The organism is Fructobacillus sp. EFB-N1, from assembly GCF_001038455.1.
Classification (GTDB): Bacteria; Bacillota; Bacilli; order Lactobacillales; family Lactobacillaceae; genus Fructobacillus; species Fructobacillus cardui.
Genome location: NZ_LDUY01000030.1, coordinates 1 through 20,384, shown reverse-complemented (window position 1 = coordinate 20,384; position 20,384 = coordinate 1). Strand labels below are relative to the sequence as shown.

The 20,384-nt window shown below is 42.1% G+C and carries 29 protein-coding genes; 9 read left to right on the top strand and 20 right to left on the bottom strand.

From position 1 onward, the window contains the following. Window positions 1–153 precede the first annotated feature (153 nt). The 4 genes from FEFB_RS07170 to pdxS all read right to left on the bottom strand — a co-directional run bounded on the left by FEFB_RS07170 (window position 154) and on the right by pdxS (window position 2,478). Window positions 154–504 (bottom strand): hypothetical protein, encoded by a 351-nt coding sequence (locus FEFB_RS07170; RefSeq protein ID WP_235271974.1) that lies wholly within the window; start codon window positions 502–504, stop codon window positions 154–156. Next, window positions 501–869 (bottom strand): TetR/AcrR family transcriptional regulator, encoded by a 369-nt coding sequence (locus FEFB_RS07165; protein ID WP_047975562.1) that lies wholly within the window; start codon window positions 867–869, stop codon window positions 501–503. Before FEFB_RS07165 ends, FEFB_RS07170 begins: the two co-directional genes overlap by 4 nt. Before the next feature lie 148 nt (window positions 870–1,017). Next, window positions 1,018–1,569, bottom strand: coding sequence for a pyridoxal 5'-phosphate synthase glutaminase subunit PdxT (pdxT, locus tag FEFB_RS07160; RefSeq protein ID WP_047975561.1), 552 nt, complete (start codon window positions 1,567–1,569; stop codon window positions 1,018–1,020). A gap of 24 nt (window positions 1,570–1,593) precedes the next feature. Beyond that, window positions 1,594–2,478: a pyridoxal 5'-phosphate synthase lyase subunit PdxS gene (gene pdxS, locus FEFB_RS07155; protein ID WP_047975560.1), complete on the bottom strand. Its 885-nt coding sequence runs from the start codon at window positions 2,476–2,478 to the stop codon at window positions 1,594–1,596. Between the two features lie 389 nt (window positions 2,479–2,867). Here pdxS and FEFB_RS08320 point away from each other — a divergent pair, with 389 nt between their 5' ends. Both FEFB_RS08320 and FEFB_RS07145 read left to right on the top strand, forming a co-directional pair. Next, the gene (locus FEFB_RS08320) at window positions 2,868–3,311 is read left to right on the top strand and encodes a LytTR family DNA-binding domain-containing protein (RefSeq protein ID WP_053068978.1); all 444 of its coding nucleotides are present in this window, start codon (window positions 2,868–2,870) and stop codon (window positions 3,309–3,311) included. Next, window positions 3,308–3,748 (top strand): DUF3021 domain-containing protein, encoded by a 441-nt coding sequence (locus tag FEFB_RS07145; RefSeq protein WP_047975559.1) that lies wholly within the window; start codon window positions 3,308–3,310, stop codon window positions 3,746–3,748. The genes FEFB_RS08320 and FEFB_RS07145 overlap by 4 nt, the downstream gene beginning before the upstream one ends. Window positions 3,749–3,791: 43 nt before the next feature. Here FEFB_RS07145 and FEFB_RS07140 read toward each other — a convergent pair whose 3' ends face one another. From FEFB_RS07140 to FEFB_RS07130, 4 genes are all read right to left on the bottom strand, one after another. Continuing rightward, window positions 3,792–4,013, bottom strand: coding sequence for a hypothetical protein (locus FEFB_RS07140; RefSeq protein ID WP_047975558.1), 222 nt, complete (start codon window positions 4,011–4,013; stop codon window positions 3,792–3,794). 95 nt (window positions 4,014–4,108) lie between these two features. Beyond that, complete coding sequence (locus FEFB_RS08810) at window positions 4,109–4,246, bottom strand: hypothetical protein (protein WP_158531852.1); 138 nt, start codon at window positions 4,244–4,246, stop codon at window positions 4,109–4,111. Window positions 4,247–4,267: 21 nt separating this feature from the next. Beyond that, complete coding sequence (locus FEFB_RS07135) at window positions 4,268–4,462, bottom strand: hypothetical protein (RefSeq protein WP_047975557.1); 195 nt, start codon at window positions 4,460–4,462, stop codon at window positions 4,268–4,270. A gap of 254 nt (window positions 4,463–4,716) precedes the next feature. Beyond that, window positions 4,717–5,061, bottom strand: a complete 345-nt coding sequence (locus tag FEFB_RS07130; RefSeq protein ID WP_053068977.1) for an EamA family transporter — start codon at window positions 5,059–5,061, stop codon at window positions 4,717–4,719. Between the two features lie 22 nt (window positions 5,062–5,083). Between FEFB_RS07130 and FEFB_RS07125 the strand changes: the two genes are divergently transcribed. Then, entirely contained in the window at window positions 5,084–5,404 is a 321-nt protein-coding gene (locus FEFB_RS07125; protein WP_161795111.1) for a hypothetical protein, read from the top strand. Window positions 5,405–5,486: 82 nt separating this feature from the next. After that, a complete protein-coding gene (locus FEFB_RS07120) occupies window positions 5,487–6,098 on the top strand; it encodes a TMEM175 family protein (RefSeq protein WP_047975555.1) in 612 nt (203 codons plus the stop codon). Between the two features lie 94 nt (window positions 6,099–6,192). Here FEFB_RS07120 and FEFB_RS07115 read toward each other — a convergent pair whose 3' ends face one another. Next, window positions 6,193–6,396 (bottom strand): hypothetical protein, encoded by a 204-nt coding sequence (locus tag FEFB_RS07115; protein ID WP_047975554.1) that lies wholly within the window; start codon window positions 6,394–6,396, stop codon window positions 6,193–6,195. A 264-nt stretch (window positions 6,397–6,660) separates the two neighbouring features. Between FEFB_RS07115 and FEFB_RS07110 the strand changes: the two genes are divergently transcribed. Beyond that, window positions 6,661–6,906 (top strand): hypothetical protein, encoded by a 246-nt coding sequence (locus FEFB_RS07110; RefSeq protein WP_047975553.1) that lies wholly within the window; start codon window positions 6,661–6,663, stop codon window positions 6,904–6,906. A 75-nt stretch (window positions 6,907–6,981) separates the two neighbouring features. Here FEFB_RS07110 and FEFB_RS07105 read toward each other — a convergent pair whose 3' ends face one another. After that, window positions 6,982–7,428 carry an ASCH domain-containing protein gene (locus tag FEFB_RS07105; RefSeq protein ID WP_047975552.1) on the bottom strand — a complete coding sequence of 149 codons (447 nt, stop codon included), beginning with the start codon at window positions 7,426–7,428 and terminating at the stop codon, window positions 6,982–6,984. A 166-nt stretch (window positions 7,429–7,594) separates the two neighbouring features. Here FEFB_RS07105 and FEFB_RS07100 point away from each other — a divergent pair, with 166 nt between their 5' ends. Continuing rightward, window positions 7,595–8,206, top strand: coding sequence for a hypothetical protein (locus FEFB_RS07100; protein ID WP_047975551.1), 612 nt, complete (start codon window positions 7,595–7,597; stop codon window positions 8,204–8,206). Next, on the top strand, window positions 8,203–8,610 hold the full coding sequence (locus FEFB_RS07095) for a hypothetical protein (protein ID WP_047975550.1): 408 nt from the start codon (window positions 8,203–8,205) through the stop codon (window positions 8,608–8,610). The genes FEFB_RS07100 and FEFB_RS07095 overlap by 4 nt, the downstream gene beginning before the upstream one ends. A 228-nt stretch (window positions 8,611–8,838) precedes the next feature. Here FEFB_RS07095 and FEFB_RS07090 read toward each other — a convergent pair whose 3' ends face one another. From FEFB_RS07090 to pepV, 9 genes are all read right to left on the bottom strand, one after another. Next, complete coding sequence (locus FEFB_RS07090) at window positions 8,839–9,630, bottom strand: PhzF family phenazine biosynthesis protein (RefSeq protein WP_047975564.1); 792 nt, start codon at window positions 9,628–9,630, stop codon at window positions 8,839–8,841. 233 nt (window positions 9,631–9,863) lie between these two features. After that, window positions 9,864–10,274 carry a helix-turn-helix transcriptional regulator gene (locus tag FEFB_RS07085; protein ID WP_047975549.1) on the bottom strand — a complete coding sequence of 137 codons (411 nt, stop codon included), beginning with the start codon at window positions 10,272–10,274 and terminating at the stop codon, window positions 9,864–9,866. 221 nt (window positions 10,275–10,495) lie between these two features. Beyond that, the gene (msrB, locus tag FEFB_RS07080; protein WP_047975548.1) at window positions 10,496–10,933 is read right to left on the bottom strand and encodes a peptide-methionine (R)-S-oxide reductase MsrB; all 438 of its coding nucleotides are present in this window, start codon (window positions 10,931–10,933) and stop codon (window positions 10,496–10,498) included. A 2-nt stretch (window positions 10,934–10,935) separates the two neighbouring features. Beyond that, window positions 10,936–11,457, bottom strand: coding sequence for a peptide-methionine (S)-S-oxide reductase MsrA (gene msrA / locus FEFB_RS07075; RefSeq protein WP_047975547.1), 522 nt, complete (start codon window positions 11,455–11,457; stop codon window positions 10,936–10,938). Between the two features lie 73 nt (window positions 11,458–11,530). Beyond that, window positions 11,531–12,115 (bottom strand): ribosome biogenesis GTP-binding protein YihA/YsxC, encoded by a 585-nt coding sequence (yihA, locus tag FEFB_RS07070; RefSeq protein ID WP_047975546.1) that lies wholly within the window; start codon window positions 12,113–12,115, stop codon window positions 11,531–11,533. A 2-nt stretch (window positions 12,116–12,117) separates the two neighbouring features. Next, on the bottom strand, window positions 12,118–13,371 hold the full coding sequence (clpX, locus tag FEFB_RS07065) for an ATP-dependent Clp protease ATP-binding subunit ClpX (protein WP_047975545.1): 1,254 nt from the start codon (window positions 13,369–13,371) through the stop codon (window positions 12,118–12,120). Window positions 13,372–13,498: 127 nt separating this feature from the next. After that, the gene (gene tig, locus FEFB_RS07060) at window positions 13,499–14,791 is read right to left on the bottom strand and encodes a trigger factor (protein ID WP_047975544.1); all 1,293 of its coding nucleotides are present in this window, start codon (window positions 14,789–14,791) and stop codon (window positions 13,499–13,501) included. Window positions 14,792–15,101: 310 nt separating this feature from the next. After that, window positions 15,102–15,800, bottom strand: coding sequence for a hypothetical protein (locus FEFB_RS07055; protein WP_047975543.1), 699 nt, complete (start codon window positions 15,798–15,800; stop codon window positions 15,102–15,104). Window positions 15,801–16,008: 208 nt separating this feature from the next. Next, on the bottom strand, window positions 16,009–17,427 hold the full coding sequence (gene pepV / locus FEFB_RS07050) for a dipeptidase PepV (RefSeq protein ID WP_047975542.1): 1,419 nt from the start codon (window positions 17,425–17,427) through the stop codon (window positions 16,009–16,011). A gap of 115 nt (window positions 17,428–17,542) precedes the next feature. Here pepV and FEFB_RS07045 point away from each other — a divergent pair, with 115 nt between their 5' ends. Then, window positions 17,543–18,376 carry an NAD(P)H-hydrate dehydratase gene (locus FEFB_RS07045; RefSeq protein WP_047975541.1) on the top strand — a complete coding sequence of 278 codons (834 nt, stop codon included), beginning with the start codon at window positions 17,543–17,545 and terminating at the stop codon, window positions 18,374–18,376. Window positions 18,377–18,436: 60 nt separating this feature from the next. After that, window positions 18,437–19,255, top strand: a complete 819-nt coding sequence (locus FEFB_RS07040; RefSeq protein WP_047975540.1) for an exodeoxyribonuclease III — start codon at window positions 18,437–18,439, stop codon at window positions 19,253–19,255. Between the two features lie 177 nt (window positions 19,256–19,432). Here the strand turns inward: FEFB_RS07040 and FEFB_RS07035 are convergent, their stop codons facing one another. Continuing rightward, window positions 19,433–20,182, bottom strand: coding sequence for a helix-turn-helix transcriptional regulator (locus tag FEFB_RS07035; protein ID WP_047975539.1), 750 nt, complete (start codon window positions 20,180–20,182; stop codon window positions 19,433–19,435). Window positions 20,183–20,384: the final 202 nt, after the last annotated feature.

Genomic DNA, 20,384 nt, shown 5'->3' with positions numbered 1-20,384 from the left:
CAACAATCGACCCATGAAGTTACATAACTACCAGACGCCACTAGAAGTTTTTCGGGGTTGTTCGAATTAAACTTGTAATCTGCCTAAAGAAAAGAGTCAAGAAACTTGATATGCCTGATTCTTAGTATCAATGCCTACTGCTAGCTAAAAACATTACAGTTGATTATTAATCGATTGAACTAGCTGTTTAGGATTTTTTACGCCTAAAACTAAACGATTATACTTTTCATTCTGCAATTGAATAACTACGGGTATCTCGTTAGCCTTAACATTATAAAAAGTAGTTTCATTATTTTGATGAAAACTTCCACCCCAATAATTGGCAGTGTGCGTTCCGCCCACACGTAATCCCTTAGGATCCGCTAAAATACCACTGTCTAATGACGCACCGGCGACATGGGTAATGGGAAAAATTAGATGTGTTTTAAGGGTTGTCAACTTATTCAATCCCACTGGCTCTACCACGAGCTGATTCTGTTGAATATAAACGCGATTTCCCATCATTTCACCTCCGTTATTCCGCTCTCTTTTAATACAATTTGACCTAGTTTTTCCGTAACCGTTTGATAAGACTGATGATGATACCACTGATTTATGATTTCAAAAACTCGCTTACTTTGATTAGTAAGTTCAGTCATTGCAATCAAAATTAAGTGCCAGCTTTCCTCACTTTCTTTTTCAAGACTATCTGATAGAGCCGCAATGAACATCCCCTCCTTACTACCAAAGGTACTGTATAAACTACCACGCAGTAACCCCGTCGCTTGCACTAAGTCATCCAGAGAAGTCGCATTATAACCCTTTTGAATAAATACTTGCTGTATTTGTCCTATTGTTTCAACCGTATCAAATTTTTTATTTCGTCCCATGGCTGTATTATAACTCTTTTTTTGACTAAAAAGTCAAAAATATTTACTGATTTTAAAGTTTAATTTCCACACTAAAAAAGACAGTAATGGCATGTACGCCCTTGCTATCTTTTAAATTCATTGTATCGTTTGTCTATTCCAATCAGATTTATGCGCTGACCATGTCCAAGAAAAGTTGGTGCATCCGAGTATCATCAGACAATTCTGGATGGAAGGACGTTGCCAAAATCTTGCCATGCTTAACGGCAATAATCCGGTCATCGTCAATCTTTGCCAATACTTCAACATCATCTGCTACCTGCTTCAAATAAGGAGCACGGATGAAGATGCCGGGAAATGGTTGGTCAAAACCAGCCACATCGATATCAGCTTGGAAGCTATCCTTTTGTCGGCCAAAACCGTTCCGTTCTACTTTGCCTTTAATACCAGCCAAAGCATCCGAACGGGATAAGAGTACCAAACCAGCACAAGTTCCAAAGATTGGCAATCCTGCTGCCACCTTCTCCTGAAGGGGCTTTAACAAATCAAACTTGAGCAATAGGTTCATAATTGCCGTACTCTCGCCACCAGGAATAATCAAACCATCGACCTGATTTAAGCCTTCCTCTGAGAGTACCTTTTTCCCTGTCACACCACACTGGGCAAGCATTTGGATATGCTCGTCAACAGCGCCTTGTAAATCTAAAACACCAATTACCATTTGCTTGCTCCTTTTTTCAATCAATTAGATTCCGCGAGGAGCCATCTTGTCTTCGTCGTGCAAAGTTGCCGTATCGATTCCCTTCATTGGGGCACCCAAGTTCTTTGAAACCTCGGCAATCAAGTGGTAGTCAGTTGGGTTCGCCGTTGCGGTCACAATTGCCTTGGCAAACTTAGCTGGGTTTTCTGATTTGAAAATACCAGAACCAACAAAGACCCCATCAGCACCAAGGTTCATCATCAAAGCAGCATCAGCTGGCGTTGAAATCCCACCGGCAGCAAAGTTAACCACTGGCAACTTGCCAATTTCATGGATTTCTTGAACCAAGTCCAATGGTGCCCGCAAGTCACGAGCGATGGCCATCAAATGTTCAGGCTTTTCGTTTTGAATGTGGCGAATTTGTTCGTTAACCTTTTGCATGTGGCGAACAGCTTCCACAACATCCCCCGTACCGGGTTCCCCCTTCGTCCGCAACATTGAAGCACCTTCACCGATTCGACGCAATGCTTCCCCAAGGTCACGGCAACCACAAACAAATGGCACTGTAAATTCATTCTTAGCAATGTGGAAGTTGTCATCAGCTGGCGTCAACACTTCACTTTCATCGATGTAGTCCACACCGATACTTTCCAAAACGTGTGCTTCGGCAATATGACCGATGCGAGCCTTGGCCATTACAGGGATTGAAACAGCAGCCATGATTTCTTCAATCATCGCTGGATCAGACATCCGCGCAACTCCCCCAGCAGCACGAATATCTGATGGTACTCGTTCCAAGGCCATCACAGCAACAGCGCCGGCTTCTTCTGCAATCTTTGCCTGTTCAACGTTGGCGACATCCATGATGACCCCACCCTTTTGCATCTGCGCCATACCACGCTTGACTGTTGTTGATCCAGTTTCCTTCATGACAATACATCCTCCACAATCTATTCTAATAAAATAATTAAAAAATAAATTTCCAAAATCAGTAAAACCGAACTTTTGGATAGAATGATTATACCATAACGGAAATTAATCTTAATGTTATTCTCATTACACTTTCATTTAATCAATATGGAAACATTCAGTTCTTTAAAAATGGCAAAAAGATTAAAAAACTGACCAGGAGCAGTCAAAAGCCGATTAAAATCCATGATTTAAATTGGAATAATTATTTTTTATGTAAAAATTAATTGCTCCCTTTCTATTTTTAACCGCTTTTCCAGCAATAAAGACCGAATAATAAAATCTTTCCCCTTTTTTCCTTGATTTGTTTTACAGTGAATTTAACAAAACCGTGTCAAAAGGAAAAAGCAATGAAAGTATCCACCAAAATTGATCAAAATACTCAGACACCCAATATCGTTATTTTCGCTAAGCAGAAAACGGCCGAAATTGTCTACCTAGAGCACGAAATTCAAAGCGTTATCAATCACAGTAGACTCTTCGTCAAAGATCAAGAGGATTACCAACAAATTGAACTGCCCAGCATCGACCGTTTTTACACGGAAGAGCATGCGGTTTATTGCCAAGTCAACGGTCAGCGCTATAAAACGCAAAAACGAATTTATGAGCTAGCCGACTTTTTACCAGAAAACTTATTTATTCAAATTTCTCAATCCGAAATCATTAATCGTCACTTCATTCAACGCTTTCAACTTAGTAAAACGGGCGCCTATGAAGTTATCTTACGAGATGGTCAAACTACTTTTGCTTCAAGGCGGTACATGCGACGCATCAAAAAGGAGAATCTGTCATGAAAATCTTCAAAAGAATTTTATTAGGCGCTAGTTTAGGAATTAATATTGGCCTTTTGTCGGCTGTTTCTTTCTCATATGCCTACCAACTCCCCAACTTAATTGCCTCCGGGCCAACCTTCACCGGTCACTTTCGCCGGCCACTCACTGCTTTAGTATGTTCCATCGTTCTTTGGGGGCTCATGGGCATCCTCTTTGCGCTTTCCGGTACCATTTTTCAAAATGACCGTCTTAGTATTACCCGTCGAACAATCGAACACTTTTCGTTAACCTATGGTGGATTCACGATTTTAGCTATTTTAGCAGGCTGGTTCCCCCTCTCACTTCCATGGGTGGCCTTTTACACACTAATTTATCTACTGATTTATCTGATTATCTGGCTAATTTCCATGGCCCAAGCGAAAAAATTAGTTCATGAACTAAACAAAAAACTCCATTAAGCCCATTACCCAATAAAGGAGTTGCTCATTAAGAGCAACTCCTTTATTTTTTTCGATTAACAAACTTCGCCCATAACCAGCTGAGGACCATTAGTACCGCAAAACCAGCCACATTAACGGCCAAGCTATTCAGCCAGCCAAGCAAAGATTGACCGGGCGAAAATAAGTTCACTAATAAAATATAAATAATATTGAGAACGGTCACCAGAACGATTGCTACTGTTCGTGGATAAAGAATGGTGAGATCAGTTATTTTATTTTTCATGTTAAATTATTCCTTTTCTTTCCAATTCATTGTAGCGAACCAGCAATATTTTTACAAAAGAACAATAAAAAAACGCCCCATACAGGCGTTTTAACTCATTTTTCATCAGCCTTCTCACGACTTTCGTGCGATGACTTAACGAACTCTGATTGCTTTTCTAGGCGTTCATCTTGGCGCTTAGCATCTTCAACTTCGCGAGCATCTGCCGCTTCAAATTCATGCTTTTTTTCCATAACGATTTCCCCCGATTATGCTTATTGACCTTCGAATTCTTTCTTTTCGTTCTCGAATTCCTCGTTGTCGTAGCGAGCATCCTTATGCTTAGCATCTTCAACACGGGTATTTGCCTTCTCTTCATGGGCTTCAGCGGCGTGTTCTTGAGCTTGCTTATTCTTTTCCTCTTCAAAAGATTCGCGGTTCTCTTTTGAACCATCACGTAATGTTGCCATCCTTAATTCCCCCTTTTCAATATATTACGATTATAATACTATCATGACAAATTTTAAAGACAAATGTTAAAAAGATTCTAGTATTGGTTTTTTCCTGCTAAGTTCATGAAAAATCAATCCCGCTCGACCCACCAGCTTTAGCAAACCCAAATAAAAAATCAGCCACTAAAACACGGCTGATTTTACATTATTTAAGAAGCATGCGCACTTTGTTGAGGTTTTTGCAGCAAAACCACGATCACGATTAAAAAGATTCAAAGTACTTCAACCAGGACAAGATTTTGTCCGAGAAAAAGGAGTGAAAACAAAGCTGCCGTCAGTGGTTCAAACAATCCCAGAATCTGTGCAATCGTGGCTGATAGGAACTTCAGGCTATTAATATAGCACAGGCAGGCTACAACAGTGCCAACAACAACGATAAAGAGTACGTTCGCCAACTGCCAATTTATTAATTGATAAAACAAATGATCACGGAGGCTGGCCGGTAACAATGGCAAACTACCCAAAAGCATCCCCCAACCAACAACTACAGTCGTTGGATATTCTTTCAACAAGGGCTTTGGCAGTAAGCTATAGGCTACCTGACCAACACCAGACAATCAGCCCATCCCCCTCGCTGATTTGACAAACTACGACTATATCCTCCTCGAAGAAGGTCTCTTTAGTGAATCAGTCTCGGAGTTCCAAAAGATTAGGATTGAACCCAAGATGAAACTACGACTACACGATAGCTTTTCAACCATCCTAATGGTCGAACAAGGCCTAGGCTACAGCATTATGCCAATGGATGAAGAAACCGAAGCACTCTACCAGATTAAATCATTCGATACGATCCCCGCCATCAGCCGATCCATTAACCTGTTACAAAAAAATGACGGTCTGCTGACCAATGGCGCTAAAAATTTCGCCAAGTTTGTTCAAACCCATCGGGACGCCCTGTAATCGAGCGGACTCCCCTCTATTGTCTAGGAGTCAAAAAGTCTATACTGGCCTATAATAAATCAGTTTTTGAGAGGTTATGTTTATGGTAACAAAGTCACGATTTGAAGGATTTACCGATGGAATTTTGGTCATTATTTTTACCATCATGATTTTGGAATTTAAGGTACCAAATTCCAGCAATATCACAGCCATTTTAAAACAGTTTCCCTACTTTATTTCTTATAGCATTGGCTGGCTTTTCCTAGGGGAAGCCTGGTACGACCATCTCTATATCGCCAGCAAAATTCACCGGGTGACTCACAAGCTCTTCGTTATCAATGCCCTCTGGCTCTTCACTACTTCCTTTTTACCGCTAGCAACGGCTTGGATTGGTCAAGCCCTTTCGGCTCGTGGGCCAGAAATTTTTTACGGCCTAGTCTTCCTGGTGTGGACTGCAGCCTTTTTACTACTGGTCTTCACAGCTATCCTGGATAATCAAAAATTAGGAAGGCTGCAAGAGACAGAGGATCTTCGCCAAATGCGGATTGTCCGTTACTTAACCAACCCGTTTGCCATTATTTCTCAGGGTCTGGCCTGGTTGCTGATTCTCATTTTTTCCCCACAGTTTCAACTGGTCATCATGGTTTGGCAAATTCTCTTTATTGCCGGTCGAACCAACGTTGATATTGATCGACAACGCTCTCTTAATCGATAAAACACCATTAAAAAAATCAGCCTCGCATAACTTGATATGAACCCCTAATTTCAGGGTTCATATCACTACGAGACTAATTCTTATTTATAAAATTTTACTTTTTCCGACACTTTTTAACACCCCAGTCAACTAACATCGACAGGACGGTAATCAAAGCTAATCCCAAGTAGAGCGATACCCAATAGGATATCGGCTCTCCAGGTGAAATCAAAGACCCAATAAAAACGAAAAAAAATTCCAAAACTGCGACAAAGAAGGTCGCAAAAGTTCGACGATAGTGCATGACGAGTGTCTGCATCTGCTTTCTCCCCGGGGGTCTGCCCACCTGCTCAAAGTCTCGGGTGAAACTTTTTCTAAGGACAGCATACCAGAAAAAATTAGAAATGAAATGATAAATTCAAAAATTTTATCGCTTAATAGCAAATTTTCCTCAATAAATATTAAAAAATAATAAACAAGTGCCTTTTAATTTCTTTTTATTAGAAAAATATGAAATTAAATGATACAATTACTTCTAGAGAAGTATAGAATAGTGTCTTATGACAATTAGGGGAGAATTAAAATGGCAAGTGAAAAGTCCGCATTTATCTTTGTTTCAATGCTCGTAATTTTAGCACAGGCGATTATCGTCAAATTTAGTTTAAATACCTGGGTGCAATTTATCATCCCCTTTGCCTACTCCATAATTTTTGTAATCTGCTTTTTATTCGTTTTCAAAAGCGATAACCTAATTGCCTTTGTCACACTTTTGTTAGCAGGCAATATTACCCTCATGGCAACTGCCAACCACACAACATCAATTTATTAAATATTCCAAATCAGAATAATCTTAATTCTGCCAAATAGCAGACAAAAAGGTCGAAACAATCTTGTTTCGACCTTTTTATTGTGGATAAACTAAGTGAAATTTTTCCAGGACAATTTGTGCCTGATTTTCTCGAAACACTTTGCCCTCTTCGTGGTAGGCGGCAGTGAAAAAATCATGGTGTACATGGCGCCAATAGGCTAATGAGCGGTCCCCTTCGCCCTCTTCATAGGCATGTTGAGCGTTAACATCTAGGTACTGTTCAATTGTGACCGCATCGTTTTTAATAATGCCAACAGGTTGATTTTGCTCATCCAAAATAACATCGTAGGCACCAAAAGCAGGTAAGGGCTCTTCTGCCTCGTACAAATCATACGCACTCGCAGTGGCAGTCTTAACGCCTTTAAGGACTAACTGGGCGAGTTCATTAGCTGCGACACCAAATTGAAAACTAGATTGCAATTCGGCCCCCAACGGAATCACGCCATCGTCTTTAGCCTGTTGAAAAAATGCTGCTGGCGTCATTTGCCGTCCCTCTTCTAATCTTAAAATTTAAACATTCTTGTCCTCATTGTACCAGAAAAAACCGCCCCGTTGTCCCCAAAAGATCAATGATGGCACCTAGGACTAGCCTAAAAGTATCCCTTCCTTCAATGCTACAATAATGACGAAAAATTAGAGGAGGATGCCAATGCTTAGTTACAAGCGCCAAATCGAAATCAAAAAAAGTGCCGAGAAAGCCCATCAAACAATCATGGGCCCAAACGTCGACAATGAAAATCTTGCTACCTATTTTAAATCAGTTGGCCTAGCCGTAATCAATGCCGATTTATCAGATTTAGCGGCCACTGCTTACACCCTGTATAACATGGACAAAGATCAGCCACAGATTGTCGTTGAAAATGCCTTAAACCACCGCGACTGGATTTACATGCTTGCAAAGGAACTCGGCCAACTCATTTTAGGATGGGATTACCAGGTTAACCAAGATAATCCTCAGGTGATTGAACGGGTTCGTCAAGAGTCTAACCAAGTCGACGACATTGCTATTTTAGATTATCCCTTTTCGGATGGTTCCTGCCAACTCTCGACAAGCAATCCAACCGAAGCAGAAGCTGATTTATTTGCAGAATATTTCTTAGTCCCTGATGCTACCGCCCAGCCAATCCTACAAGACCTCGATTGGCAAACTTTATCCATGGCCCGATTAATCCAAAAATTCTCATTAATCTACTTTATCAATGATCATATTGCTCGCAATCGTCTAACAACTTTAATCCAGGAGGTTTCCCAAAGCAAATGACCCAAAGTAAGAAAAGTAAATTAAAGGAAAAAATTATTACCCCAGTGGTCGTCCCCTTTGACGACCAGACTCTGCTTGCACAAGATCAAGCGGAATCCTTGCGCAGCCACGTTATTAACACTGACACCGCTTCGGCCATCCAGGGACAGTTAGTGAAGGAACTTAAATCAAAAGCCGCCATTCGCCGTTGGCTAATCATTTCCATTAGTCTTTACTTTGCACTAGTGACGGTCGCCATTCTAGGCATTACCATCTTTTTAGCGGACATTGTTGCCATTAAGGTGCAAAGTTACCTGATTACCGGCCTCTTTACCAACCTCATCGGCCTTCTGGTCATCATTTACCGCTATGCCTTCGCCGATACTTCAAAACTCATTCATGACCTGTGGACGTTAACTAGGTAAGCCAATGATAAATTAGCAGTTGTCACACAACTAAAAATTACTGAAACGCTATTTTTACGTCTAAACAGAGAACTAACAACACCAAAATGATAAATTAATTGGCCACAATCGAACGAGACAATAGCCCCTGCCCCTGATATCATACTTTCGACTTAATCATACCCACTAAAAAAGATGCACGGAATATTTTCCCGTACACCTAATAAAATTGGCTTCGATGAGCTATTTTTAAATCGCTAAGTTCACTTCATTTTCAGAATAAAGAACTGCCTCGCCGCTTAGCTTAGTCCGCTTACCCTCATAATCGCAGTGAAGGACGCCTGACCGTGGTGAAGCCTGGTAAGCAGTCAATTGGTGCTTACCTAGTCGTTCTGACCAGTATGGGGCGATATGACAGTGACCGCTACCACAGACAGGATCTTCGTTAATCCCTAACTTAGGCGCAAATGACCGTGATACACAATCATATTCATCATCCACGATGGCTGTAGCATGTTGGGCCATCCCATCTAATTTTTTCAGCTTTTCTATATCAGGATTCATTGCAGCAATTGCTGTTCCTTGTGGGAAAACACAGACCAAATCACGTCCAAGATAGGCAGCATCTGGTCGGGCACCGTAGGCTTCCGTCATGGCTTCAGTTACAGGAATTGCCTTCAAATCGTAAGTTGGGAAGTCCATCTCATACAGGTCACCCTTCTTTGTGACCGTCAAATCACCACTCATGGTGTTGAAAACCACTGACTCTTCATCTTTTGGAGCCGCCTTTTGAAAGACTAAGAAACCGGTAGCCAAGGTAGCATGACCACAAAGGTCAATCTCACCGGCTGGTGAGAACCACCGTAAATCATAGTGGTTGTCATCTTTTTTAACAGCAAAAGCTGTTTCAGAAAGCTTATTTTCCATTGCAATATTTTGCATCATTTCATCACTTGGGAAATGATCAACGAAGAGGACTGCCGCCGGATTACCCTTAAAAATCTCACTTGCAAACGCGTCGACAACATAACTTTTTACCATGGTTGCTTCCTTTCCAAACACAATTAGAATTTCTTTAATTTGCACCATTCTACCACGGTCAAATTGATTTAACAGACATCACCTCAGCTTTCCTGACATCAATTAATTATGTGTTCGAACTCCTGACATCCAAGCCTTTCCGTCGCTTAACCTAAAAAGTGGACCGCATATTTGATATGCGGTCCACTTTTGTTTTGAAAATCATTTTACCTAAAAACAGATATCCATATCTTTTATTTTTTGCTTACAAACCAGCCAATCATCCCGACTAAAGCAAATAAAATCCAATAATAGCGTGCCAAAAACTCCCAACCATTATTAATCGGCCGATATTGCCACTCGCGCCAACGATGGTTTTCGTGCCAGTCTTTGTCAGCTTCATCTTCCTCAAAAAACTTTTTGGCACGGTCTTTCACTGCGCCGGTTAACGTTGATGATTGTTGCTGGCCAAATAGAACCTCTTCAACCGGAACCTGAAAGTAATCAGCAACTGATTGAATCTTAGCCAAATCAGGTGTGACCTCGCCAGTTTCCCACTTTGAAATTGTTTGTCTGGTGACATACAATTCGTTTGCTAAACTTTCTTGAGATAAATTATGTTCTTTTCTTAAAGATAGTAAGTTCTCGTTAAAGGTAAATTCCATTGCGCCTCTCTCTTTCATTTCCATTAACTTTAGTATACTAATTTACCAAGAAAGCACTAGCAAAAGCGATTAGGATTTGCGCAATTTTAACGGGCATTTCGTCAATTACCAAGCGCAACCCTTCATATGAAAGGCTTTTGCCGTTAATTGAACATGAAAGAGTTCTTCGTGTTCATCAAAAAAAACGCCGCCCTCAGGGTAGCGTTTTTTCTTAAACTGATTTAGTTAAACAGGTAAGAATACTTACCGTAGCCTTCTTTTTCCAAGTCTTCCTTTGGAACAAAGCGCAAGGCTGCAGAATTGATGCAGTAGCGCAATCCGCCTTGTTCAGCTGGTCCGTCATTAAAGACGTGGCCAAGGTGTGAGTCAGCTTCCCCAGAGCGAACTTCCGTCCGCGTCATGCCCAAGGAATTATCAGTTGATTCTTTCAAATCAACATCATCAATTCCCTTGGTAAAGGATGGCCAACCACAACCAGAATCATACTTGTCGGTTGATGAAAAAAGTGGTTCACCGGAAACGACATCAACAAAGATGCCGTCGTTCCACCACTGGTCGTACTTACCAGTAAAAGCACGTTCAGTAGCAGCATTTTGCGTCACATCGTACTGTTCAGGTGTTAAGCGTTGCTTTAATTCTTCTTGATCATACTTTGCCATGACTACTTGTCCCCCCAATACTTTGCTTGATAATCGTGTCGAGGGGCCATCATTGCTGCTTCACGCAATGGGTCCTTTTTATAGAAGTCTTGGTGGTATTCCTCGGCCTCATAAAATGGCTTAGCATCCTCGATTGACGTCAAGATTGGCTTGTCGAATCGACCTGATTCGTTCAACTCCTTCTTTGACTTCTCGGCAATTTGGCGCTGCTCAGGTGAGTTAACAAAAATTACTGGGCGGTATGAATCACCACGATCAGCAAATTGTCCAGTTGCATCAGTTGGGTCAGCTACTTGCCAATAAAGTTCAACCAAATCCTTGTAAGAGAACTTGTCAGGGTCAAACCAAATCTTTACTGCTTCGGTATGTCCGGTAGTATGGCAGCAAACTTCCTCGTAGGTTGGGTTTGCCACGTGGCCACCAGTGTAGCCGGAACGAACCTTTTCGATTCCTGGCAACGAGTCAAATGGCTCGACCATGCACCAAAAACATCCTCCAGCAAAAATTGCTGTATCTTGTGACATTGCAATTACCTCCTACATAACATTGTAAACAGTAACGAAAAATAGTCAATGGTATAGTTGTATTTTTATAAATTTAAAGTCGGTCTTCAATCCATTGCCAAACTTCATTTTTTCCTGATTTAGTAACGGAAGAGAAAAATTGGAAATCAGAATTTTCATCATCAAAATCAACTGCTTTTTTGATAATTGATTCAGATTGGTTTAATTTTCCACGGGCAATCTTATCAGACTTAGTTGCGACCAAGAGAACCGGAATATTGTAATACGCCAACCAATTGTACATCATGATGTCCTCTTCGCTTGGCTTATGGCGCGCATCAACCAAAGAAATCACACCACGAAGCTGCTTCCGAGAACTAATGTAGGTCTCAATCATTTGACCAAAGGCTTCACGCTTCTTTTTGGAAACCTTTGCATAGCCATAACCAGGAACGTCAACGAAGTAGAGCTTTCCCTCCACATCATAAAAGTTCAGTGTTTGAGTTTTTCCAGGCTGACCGGAAGTTCGGGCAAAATTTTTACGATTAATCAGGGTGTTCGTCAATGATGACTTGCCGACATTTGACCGACCGACCAAGGCAAATTCCGCCCGACCGTCCGTAGGATATTGGCTTGGTGAGACCGCTGACATCACCATTTCAACGTTATGAACGTCCATACTTAGTCCTTTTCATCTTTCTTCAAAACCAGCTCGGGTTCCTTACCAGACGTTACAGACGCCCTAGTGATTACAACCTTTTCAACATCATCACGACTTGGGATATCAAACATCGTATCCTTCATGACGTTTTCAATGATTGAGCGCAAACCACGGGCACCAGTGCCTCGTTCGATGGCCAAATCAGCCATGGCAGACAAGGCAGCAGGCTGGAATTCCAACGCAACGCCATCCAAGCCGAGCAATGCTTGGTACTGCTTAACCAAGGCATTCTTTGGTTGCGTCAAAATGTGGGTCAATTCCTCCACCGTTAACTCATCCAAAACCGTGATAATTGGCAAACGCCCAATAAATTCTGGAATCAAACCAAACTTCGTCAAATCTTCCGGTTCAACATTCTTCAAAACATTTGGCTTATCCAAGGCCTTGGCCTGGTCTGATGTGCTTGAACCAAAACCGATTACTCGACTTCCCAAACGTTCCTTAATCAACGTATCAAGGCCAGCAAAGGCACCGCCAACGATAAAGAGGATATTGGTGGTATCAACTTGGATTAACTCCTGTTGTGGGTGCTTACGACCACCTTGTGGCGGCACGGAAGCAATCGTCCCTTCCAACATCTTCAGCAAAGCCTGTTGGACTCCTTCACCCGAAACATCACGGGTAATCGAAACGTTTTCTGATTTTTTAGCAATCTTGTCAATTTCATCGACATAGATAATACCACGTTGAGCAGATTCCACATCAAAATCAGCAGCCTGCAAAAGCTTGAGCAAGATGTTTTCAACGTCTTCACCGACATAGCCAGCTTCTGTCAACGTTGTTGCATCCGCAATGGCGAACGGAACTTGCAAAATCTTTGCCAATGACTGAGCCAAGTAAGTCTTTCCTGACCCAGTTGGTCCTAGCAAAGCGATGTTTGACTTTTGTAATTCAACATCCGTCGTCTTCAAAGCATTTTCGTTAACACGCTTGTAGTGGTTATAGACTGCCACAGCCAAGGTCTTCTTAGCATCTCCTTGGCCAATCACGTAATCGTTCAGATTTTCAACGATTTCCTTTGGCGTTGGCAAAGTCAACTGCTCAGACTGCTGGTCAACTCGCATCTCTTCTTGGATGATTTGATCAGCCAATGCGATACACTCGTTACAAATATATAATCCATCAGGACCAGCGACTAGCTTTTTGACTTCGTCAGCATCCTTACCACAAAAAGAGCAGTGGACTGGAGTGGTTTCATTCGGTGTTTGGACCATAATATTCCCCCTCTATATCGTCTTTCTCCGGCATGAGCACTCGCCTGCCGGCTTGTTCAAAAAGAACAGCTGCCTAAATCAGTAGGCTATGTAAGAAAAAAAGCCCAACCGGGCTCTTTTTAATGGCTTACTTCACCTTGGCAGATGAAACAATCTTGTCAACGACTGCCTTCATAGCAATGTCGTGCTTCAACAAATCATCTGACAATGATTGCTTAACTTGTTCTTCTGAAATATTGTATTGATCAGCCAATGACTTAACTTCGGCAGCAACTTCATCAGCGCTTGGATCAATCTTTTCGGCCTTAACAATCGCTTCCAAAACCAAGTTTGTCTTAACGCGGTTGTCAGCGCCTTCTTCAAATTGCTTGTGGAATGATTCCTGAGTTTGACCAGAAATCTGGAAGAACATTTCTGGTGAAATGCCTTGTTGTTGCAATTGAGCCAAGTATTGTTGCATTTGACGATCAACGTCTTCGTGGATCATCTCTTCTGGCAAGTTGCCACCAACAACTTCAGCATTGTCAACTGCGGCTTGCACAGCAGCATCTTCGAAAGCATCCTTAGCTGCTTCGTCGCGTGCTTCTTGCAAGTTCTTCTTTGTCTTTTCCTTCAATTCAGCCAAAGTTTCAACGTCTTCATCAACGTCCTTGGCGAATTCATCATCTAAATCAGGCAATGACTTACGCTTGATTTCGTGAAGCTTTACTTCAAACAAAGCTTCCTTACCAGCCAAGTCCTTAGCTTGATATTCTTCAGGGAAAGTAACCTTAACGTCAACATCGTCGCCGGCTACATGACCAACCAATTGGTCTTCAAATCCTGGGATAAATGAGCCTGAGCCCAATTCCAAAGAATAATCCTTAGCTTGTCCACCATCGAAGTGGTCGCCATCAACAGAACCGTCAAAGTCAATGACAACAGTGTCGCCATTTTCAGCCTTTGTGCCATCTTCTTGCAAAATCAATTCGGCTTGGTTTTCTTGTTGGCGCTTGATTTCGGCATCAACTTCTTCGTCTGATACAGTGGTGTCTTGCTTTTCAACAGACAAACCAGTGTAATCACCCAACTTAATTTCAGGGGCAACGGCTACTTCGGCCTTCATTTGCCAGTCAGCACCCTTGTCCATTGAAACTGGAATGATGTCGGGGCGACCAACAACTGTGATGCCTTGTTCAGCAACAGCTGCATCATAAGCGGCTGGCAAAACGATATCCATGACGTCTTGGTACAATGCTTCTTCACCAAACTTTTGCATGAACAATGACATTGGTACCTTACCCTTACGGAAACCGGGTACGGCAATTTGGTTCTTGTTCTTGTCAAATGCTGGCTTCAAGGCCTTTTGTACATCAGCTTGAGCAATTGAAAATTCTAGTGTACCGCGGTTTGCATCCGCAGCAGCTGTCCATTTAGACATGTTAAATCCTCCAAAAATAAGTTCTATATAATTTTAGACCAAATGACTGATTTTATCAAGGCCAGCGACCAATATGCTCATGGCGATTAGCAAGTAATAGCAATGATTGATTGCCCTTCAACCAACTTTTGCTCAAAAACTAGACCAAAAAGACTATCCATCCATATTTTTTCATCCCCGTTGAACTAGCAAGCACCTACCCTTTGGCGGATTCTTCTAAATTTTTTTCACATAAAAACCGCTATCGTTAGCGTAACGGTACTTTCCCATTCTTTACACTTTTTTTGACTAGACATTGATCTTCTGGCCATCATAATTCGACAAATTCACCTTCATCGTTTACATCCGCATCGTCAAACACGTTCAAATCAAAGACACGATTGAATTCTTCCATGTTGTCTGGATAATCGTTGCTACCCTCGATAGTCAAGACTTCTAATCCGTGATTGAAATAAATACGCACACTCCACTGAGTCGCATCCATGACGCTTTCATCCACATACTTTCTCTCCCAACTATCAACTCGAAGGTCTTTCAAAGCCCGGAAGAAATCAGTCTTAGCCATCAATCGCTCACTTTTAAAGTTTAAATCATCCGTTTCTTCCGTCCCCATTTTGACAAAATAACTAGAAGCGATGAGGTCATCCCCAACTACGGTAAAGGTATCATTCTGCTGTCCCCACATGTAGTCACCAGTTATAACCTCCATCTTGTCGATCGTCTCAATTTTATGATTAAAACCAGCTTCACGCAGGTCAGTTTCCATTAGAGGATAGGATCCACCATGAAAAATTAGTTCCGCCTTTTTCTCAATCAATTGTTCATAAACCTGGTCTGATTCCATTATTTGCCCGTCAGTCCGTAATAGCTCCTTTGGTGCAAAGCCCACAAGACTCCGGCGTGATTGACGCATTTTTTGCCAGTAATCTTGAATTTCTTCAATTTCACCAACCAAGTCATCGTTTTCATGACGATGGTTATATTCATGAAAAAAGTCTTCTACTCTCATCTCTCTAACTCCCCTAACTCTCTAACTCGAATTAGATTCATTATATGAGAATCAAAAAACGACTCTTTTATTTTTTACATGCAAAGCGGTTACATTTTAAAGACAATTATTATTGGCCAAAATAAAAAGCCAGACAAAAGTCTGACTTTGATGAGTGACTCCCTAAAAGATGTTTTAACTTTCAGAGTGTGCATCGCTTTACTGATTTTTATTCGGGCAAATTAGCTAAGTCCACAATGGCTTGACCGTAGATTCCCATTGAACGAACAAGGTCATCAACCAAGGCAAATTCGCCAACCTGGTGCATCGTATCTAGTGAATCAGGGAACAAAGCCCCAAAGGCAACCCCGCGGTCCATCAAGCGGCCGTAAGTCCCACCACCAATCACTTGGTCATGTGCTTCTAGACCAGTTTGGTTGTGGTAAATGTTCAACAAAGTCTTAACAACTGGATCCTCAGGTGAAACATAGTGTGGCACTTGAGCATGGCCACCAATCTTGGCTGAGTAATCCCAGACTGGCATTGCCTTTGCTAACTTTTCCTCGATGAATGCTGGTTCGATTCCCTTTGGATAGCGGAAATTAAAGTTGATGTAAACGCCCTTTTCCAAATCAAACTTTTGGATTCCAACGTTCATTGACAAGGCACCCATCACGTCATCAACATGGTTGACACCTAATTTTCGACCAGTTGGATCATCGTGTGACAAGTCACCCAAGTAGGCAAGAAAGTGAGCAGCTGTGCCACCAAAGTCATATTGCTTCAAGAACTTTGCCAAGTAAGTTCCGGCGTTTTCACCCGTTTCAGGCAAAGAACCGTGGACCTGCTTACCAAAGACTTCAAAGGACAATTGGTCTCCATCTGTTGTCACCGTTCCAGACACCTGAGGGTTATCAGTCAAGAAGGATGCAAAATCAGTTTCCACCTGATCAGCGGCAAGACCTGATACGGCAGCACGGGCAACACCCGGCACCATGTTCGTCCGAATTCCTGATTCAAATGAAAGCAACTGGGCATCATCCCCGTTAGTTGCTGGTGAAGTGATGTTCACCTGCAAGTTTCCCTTTTCACCATTAATAATTGGATATTCGGCATCAGGGGAGAAACCAAAGGCTGGTGCTGGTTCAACTTCGAAGTAGCGCGTCATGCCAGTCCAATCGTTTTCTTCATCAGTACCGAAAATCAAGCGGACACGACGCTTCAACGGCAAGTCCAAATCACGAATCATCTTAAAGCCGTAATAGGCAGCCAAACCGGGTCCCTTATCATCAGATGCCCCACGGGCAATCACCTTACCGTCTTCAATGACGGGATCAAAAGGATCCGTTTCCCAACCTTCACCAGCAGGCATAACGTCCACGTGAGAAAGCAAGGCGACATATTCATCAGCATCCTTGGGGCCAATTTCGATGTAACCAACCAAGTTATCAATGTTCTTAGTTGTAAAGCCATCTCGGTCGGCCAAGGCCAAAATATGAACCAATGCATCCTTAGGACCAGTTCCCAACGGTGCATCCGCCGTCTTCTTGCTATCGTCACGAACAGAAGGGATTTTCAAAAACTCCTTCAAATCAGCCAAGTAAGCCTGTTCTTCTTCCTTAGCTTTTTCCTGCCAATCAATCATCAAAGACCTCCTTGTGGGAAGTGACCAAAGTCGCTCTCACCTTTTTTCATTATTTTCTCATTAAGTTATTTTCATTATACACATCTTAGGCGTAAAATGCTTAACAGAGAGGTGAAAAATGATTAAATTAACTGAGAAAATCGTGCAAGAAGTGATTCAAGTTCGACCCCGCCAATCACATAAGGGCACTTTCGGCAAAACTTTAATCGTCGCGGGTAACCAAGACCTGGGCGGAGCAGCCATCATGAATGCCCAAGCCGCCATTTACGGCGGTGCTGGTTTGGTCACGGTGGCCACCGACCCTGTTAATAAAGCCGCCCTTCACGCCCGCTTACCAGAGGCCATGGTCGTTGACTATCATCAAGACCTATCGGATTTAATTGCCGGCGTGGACGTCGTCCTCATTGGTTCTGGTTTAGGAAATGAATTAACCATTTTAAAGCAAGTCCTAAATGAACTCACTGACAAACACAAAGTCATTTTGGATGGATCAGCCTTGACCATGATGGCACAGGAAAACTTACCTCTACCACAGGGCCAAATTATCTTAACGCCTCATCAAATGGAGTGGCAACGTTTTGGTCAAGTCGCCATTGCTGACCAAGCAAAAGAAGACAATAATTGGGAGGCCCTTGTCGCCATGAATCCTGAACCAATTTTGGTTTTGAAGTCTGACCAGACGCAGGTATACTTGGAAAATGAGCTTTACCAATTGACAGTTGGTGGCCCCTACCAGGCAACCGGTGGCATGGGTGATACGTTGGCCGGTATCATTGCGGCCTTTATAGCTCAATTTCAAGACACAAATAGAGCCGTTTTGGCAGCAGTCTACAGTCATTCGGCCATTGCAGAGAGTTTGGCGGACACAGCCTACGTCACCTTACCAACCGAAATTGCCAAGGCCCTCCCGGCCTTCATGAAGGAAATGGCGGACCAAACTCCAACACTCTAACCAGCATTTGCCAAAGTTGGTTTACCCTCAACTAAAATCAGCAAAGGATACTGAGACATAATGAAATTTATTTCGTGGAATATCGACTCCATTAACGCCGCTGTTGAACACAGTTCAGATCGTGGCAAGATGACCTGGGGCGTTTTATCTGATTTGGCTGCGCAAAAGCCAGACGTTCTCGCCATCCAGGAAACGAAACTCAAGGGCTCCGGTTTAACTAAAAAGCACCTAGCCGCCTTGACTGAACTCTTCCCGAATTATCACTTTTACACCAACTCATCAACAGCCAGAAAGTCTTACGCTGGTACCATGATGATTGCTAAAGAAGAGCCAGTTGCCGTTGACTACCCAACGATTGGTGCCCCTGGTGAAATGGATCAAGAAGGACGGATTGTCACCCTTGAATACAAAGACTTCTTTGTTTCGACAGTCTACACACCTAATGCCGGTTCAAAATTAGATCGACTTGAGGACCGTCAGGCGTGGGATGATGCCTACCGGTCCTATATTGATGGTTTGAATGAAAAAAAGCCCGTCATCTTTTCCGGTGACTTTAACGTTGCCCACGAAGAAATCGACCTCAAGCATCCAAGCACCAACCACCATTCCGCTGGCTTCACCGACGAGGAACGCGAAAAGTTTACCTTGTTGCTGGATGCCGGTTACACCGATACCTTGCGCGCCAAAAATCCTGGACAAGCAGATATCTATACATGGTGGGCACAGCGAGTTAAAACTTCTAAGATTAATAACTCTGGTTGGCGGATTGACTATTACTTGGTTTCAAACCGGATTGCCAATCAGGTTCAAGATATCAAGGTCGTTGATACTGGTGCCAGACAAGACCATGCTCCAATTGAACTGACTATCGACTTATAACAAATAAAGCCCTCATCGGTGAGATAATTCACTGATGAGGTCTTTTATCAAAAAATAAGTTATTCTTTTAAAAATGGACAAGACGCATTTTGATGAAAAACAACTGTATCGCTTAGAAAAATTTAATAAAAAAGGGGCCGCTACTGTTTATTCGCATAACGACCCCTTTTTGTAATGCTAATTGTTATTTATTGTTCGAATTGTATCGGTGAGATGCACTTTCTTTTTCAAATCCTTTTGAAAATTAGAATCATCGCTCGCACCTTTTTTAGATGTTTCTTGTTGATATTTTTCAAAAGCCTCAAGGTCTCCTCGAACAAGCGTGCTAACCTCGCTTGCAGGCACAATTCGGCTTATTTTGACATAACTGCCCTTGTGATAAGCCATCACATAGGGTTCCACAACACCAGGATTTTCACCAGTTGACAAGGTTAACTTGGTCCAAGAGGTTCCCATTTCATTATCAGAATACCAAGCCGTCCATTCACGTTGGCTATTTGTCTTTGTTAAAGCTGGCATTTTTGTATAAGAAACTTGATACGTCAAAAAGGGGTTCCAACGATCAATAGCACCAATTCCTTTTGAGTAGCCAAAAATTAGTACACCAATCCAAGCGCAAAAGAAAATAAAAATCGTTGCCAATGTAATTGTCAATTTTTTATAGCGTGTTTTTAATTTCACGTCCCGATCAATTGTCGTCGCCATATCTTGCTTATTTTTCATTGTGTTTTCTTCTCCAAACATAATTTGTTCGAAAGACACATCAAACAAAACACAAATGCTTCTCAAAATTTCCAAACTAGGATAATTTTTCCCATTTTCCCAGGTCGACACCGTTTGGCGACTGACGTGTAGAATGTCAGCTAATTCTTGCTGAGTCATTTTTTTACTTTGACGAAGCCTTTTAATATCTTGCTCAAAACTCATATCTTTCACCTTTAATTTAGAGAATTTACTCTTATAAGACTAGCAAGAAAGACTGTCATTCGTAAAGCAAGTTATACTTGCACCATGTCTATTAGTGTCCTTCTGTTATATCCCTCAGCAAATATAGTGACTTCTTTTTTGATATAATTGGCAGATTACAAGTTTAATTCGAACAACTCCGAAAAACTTCTAGTGGCGTCTG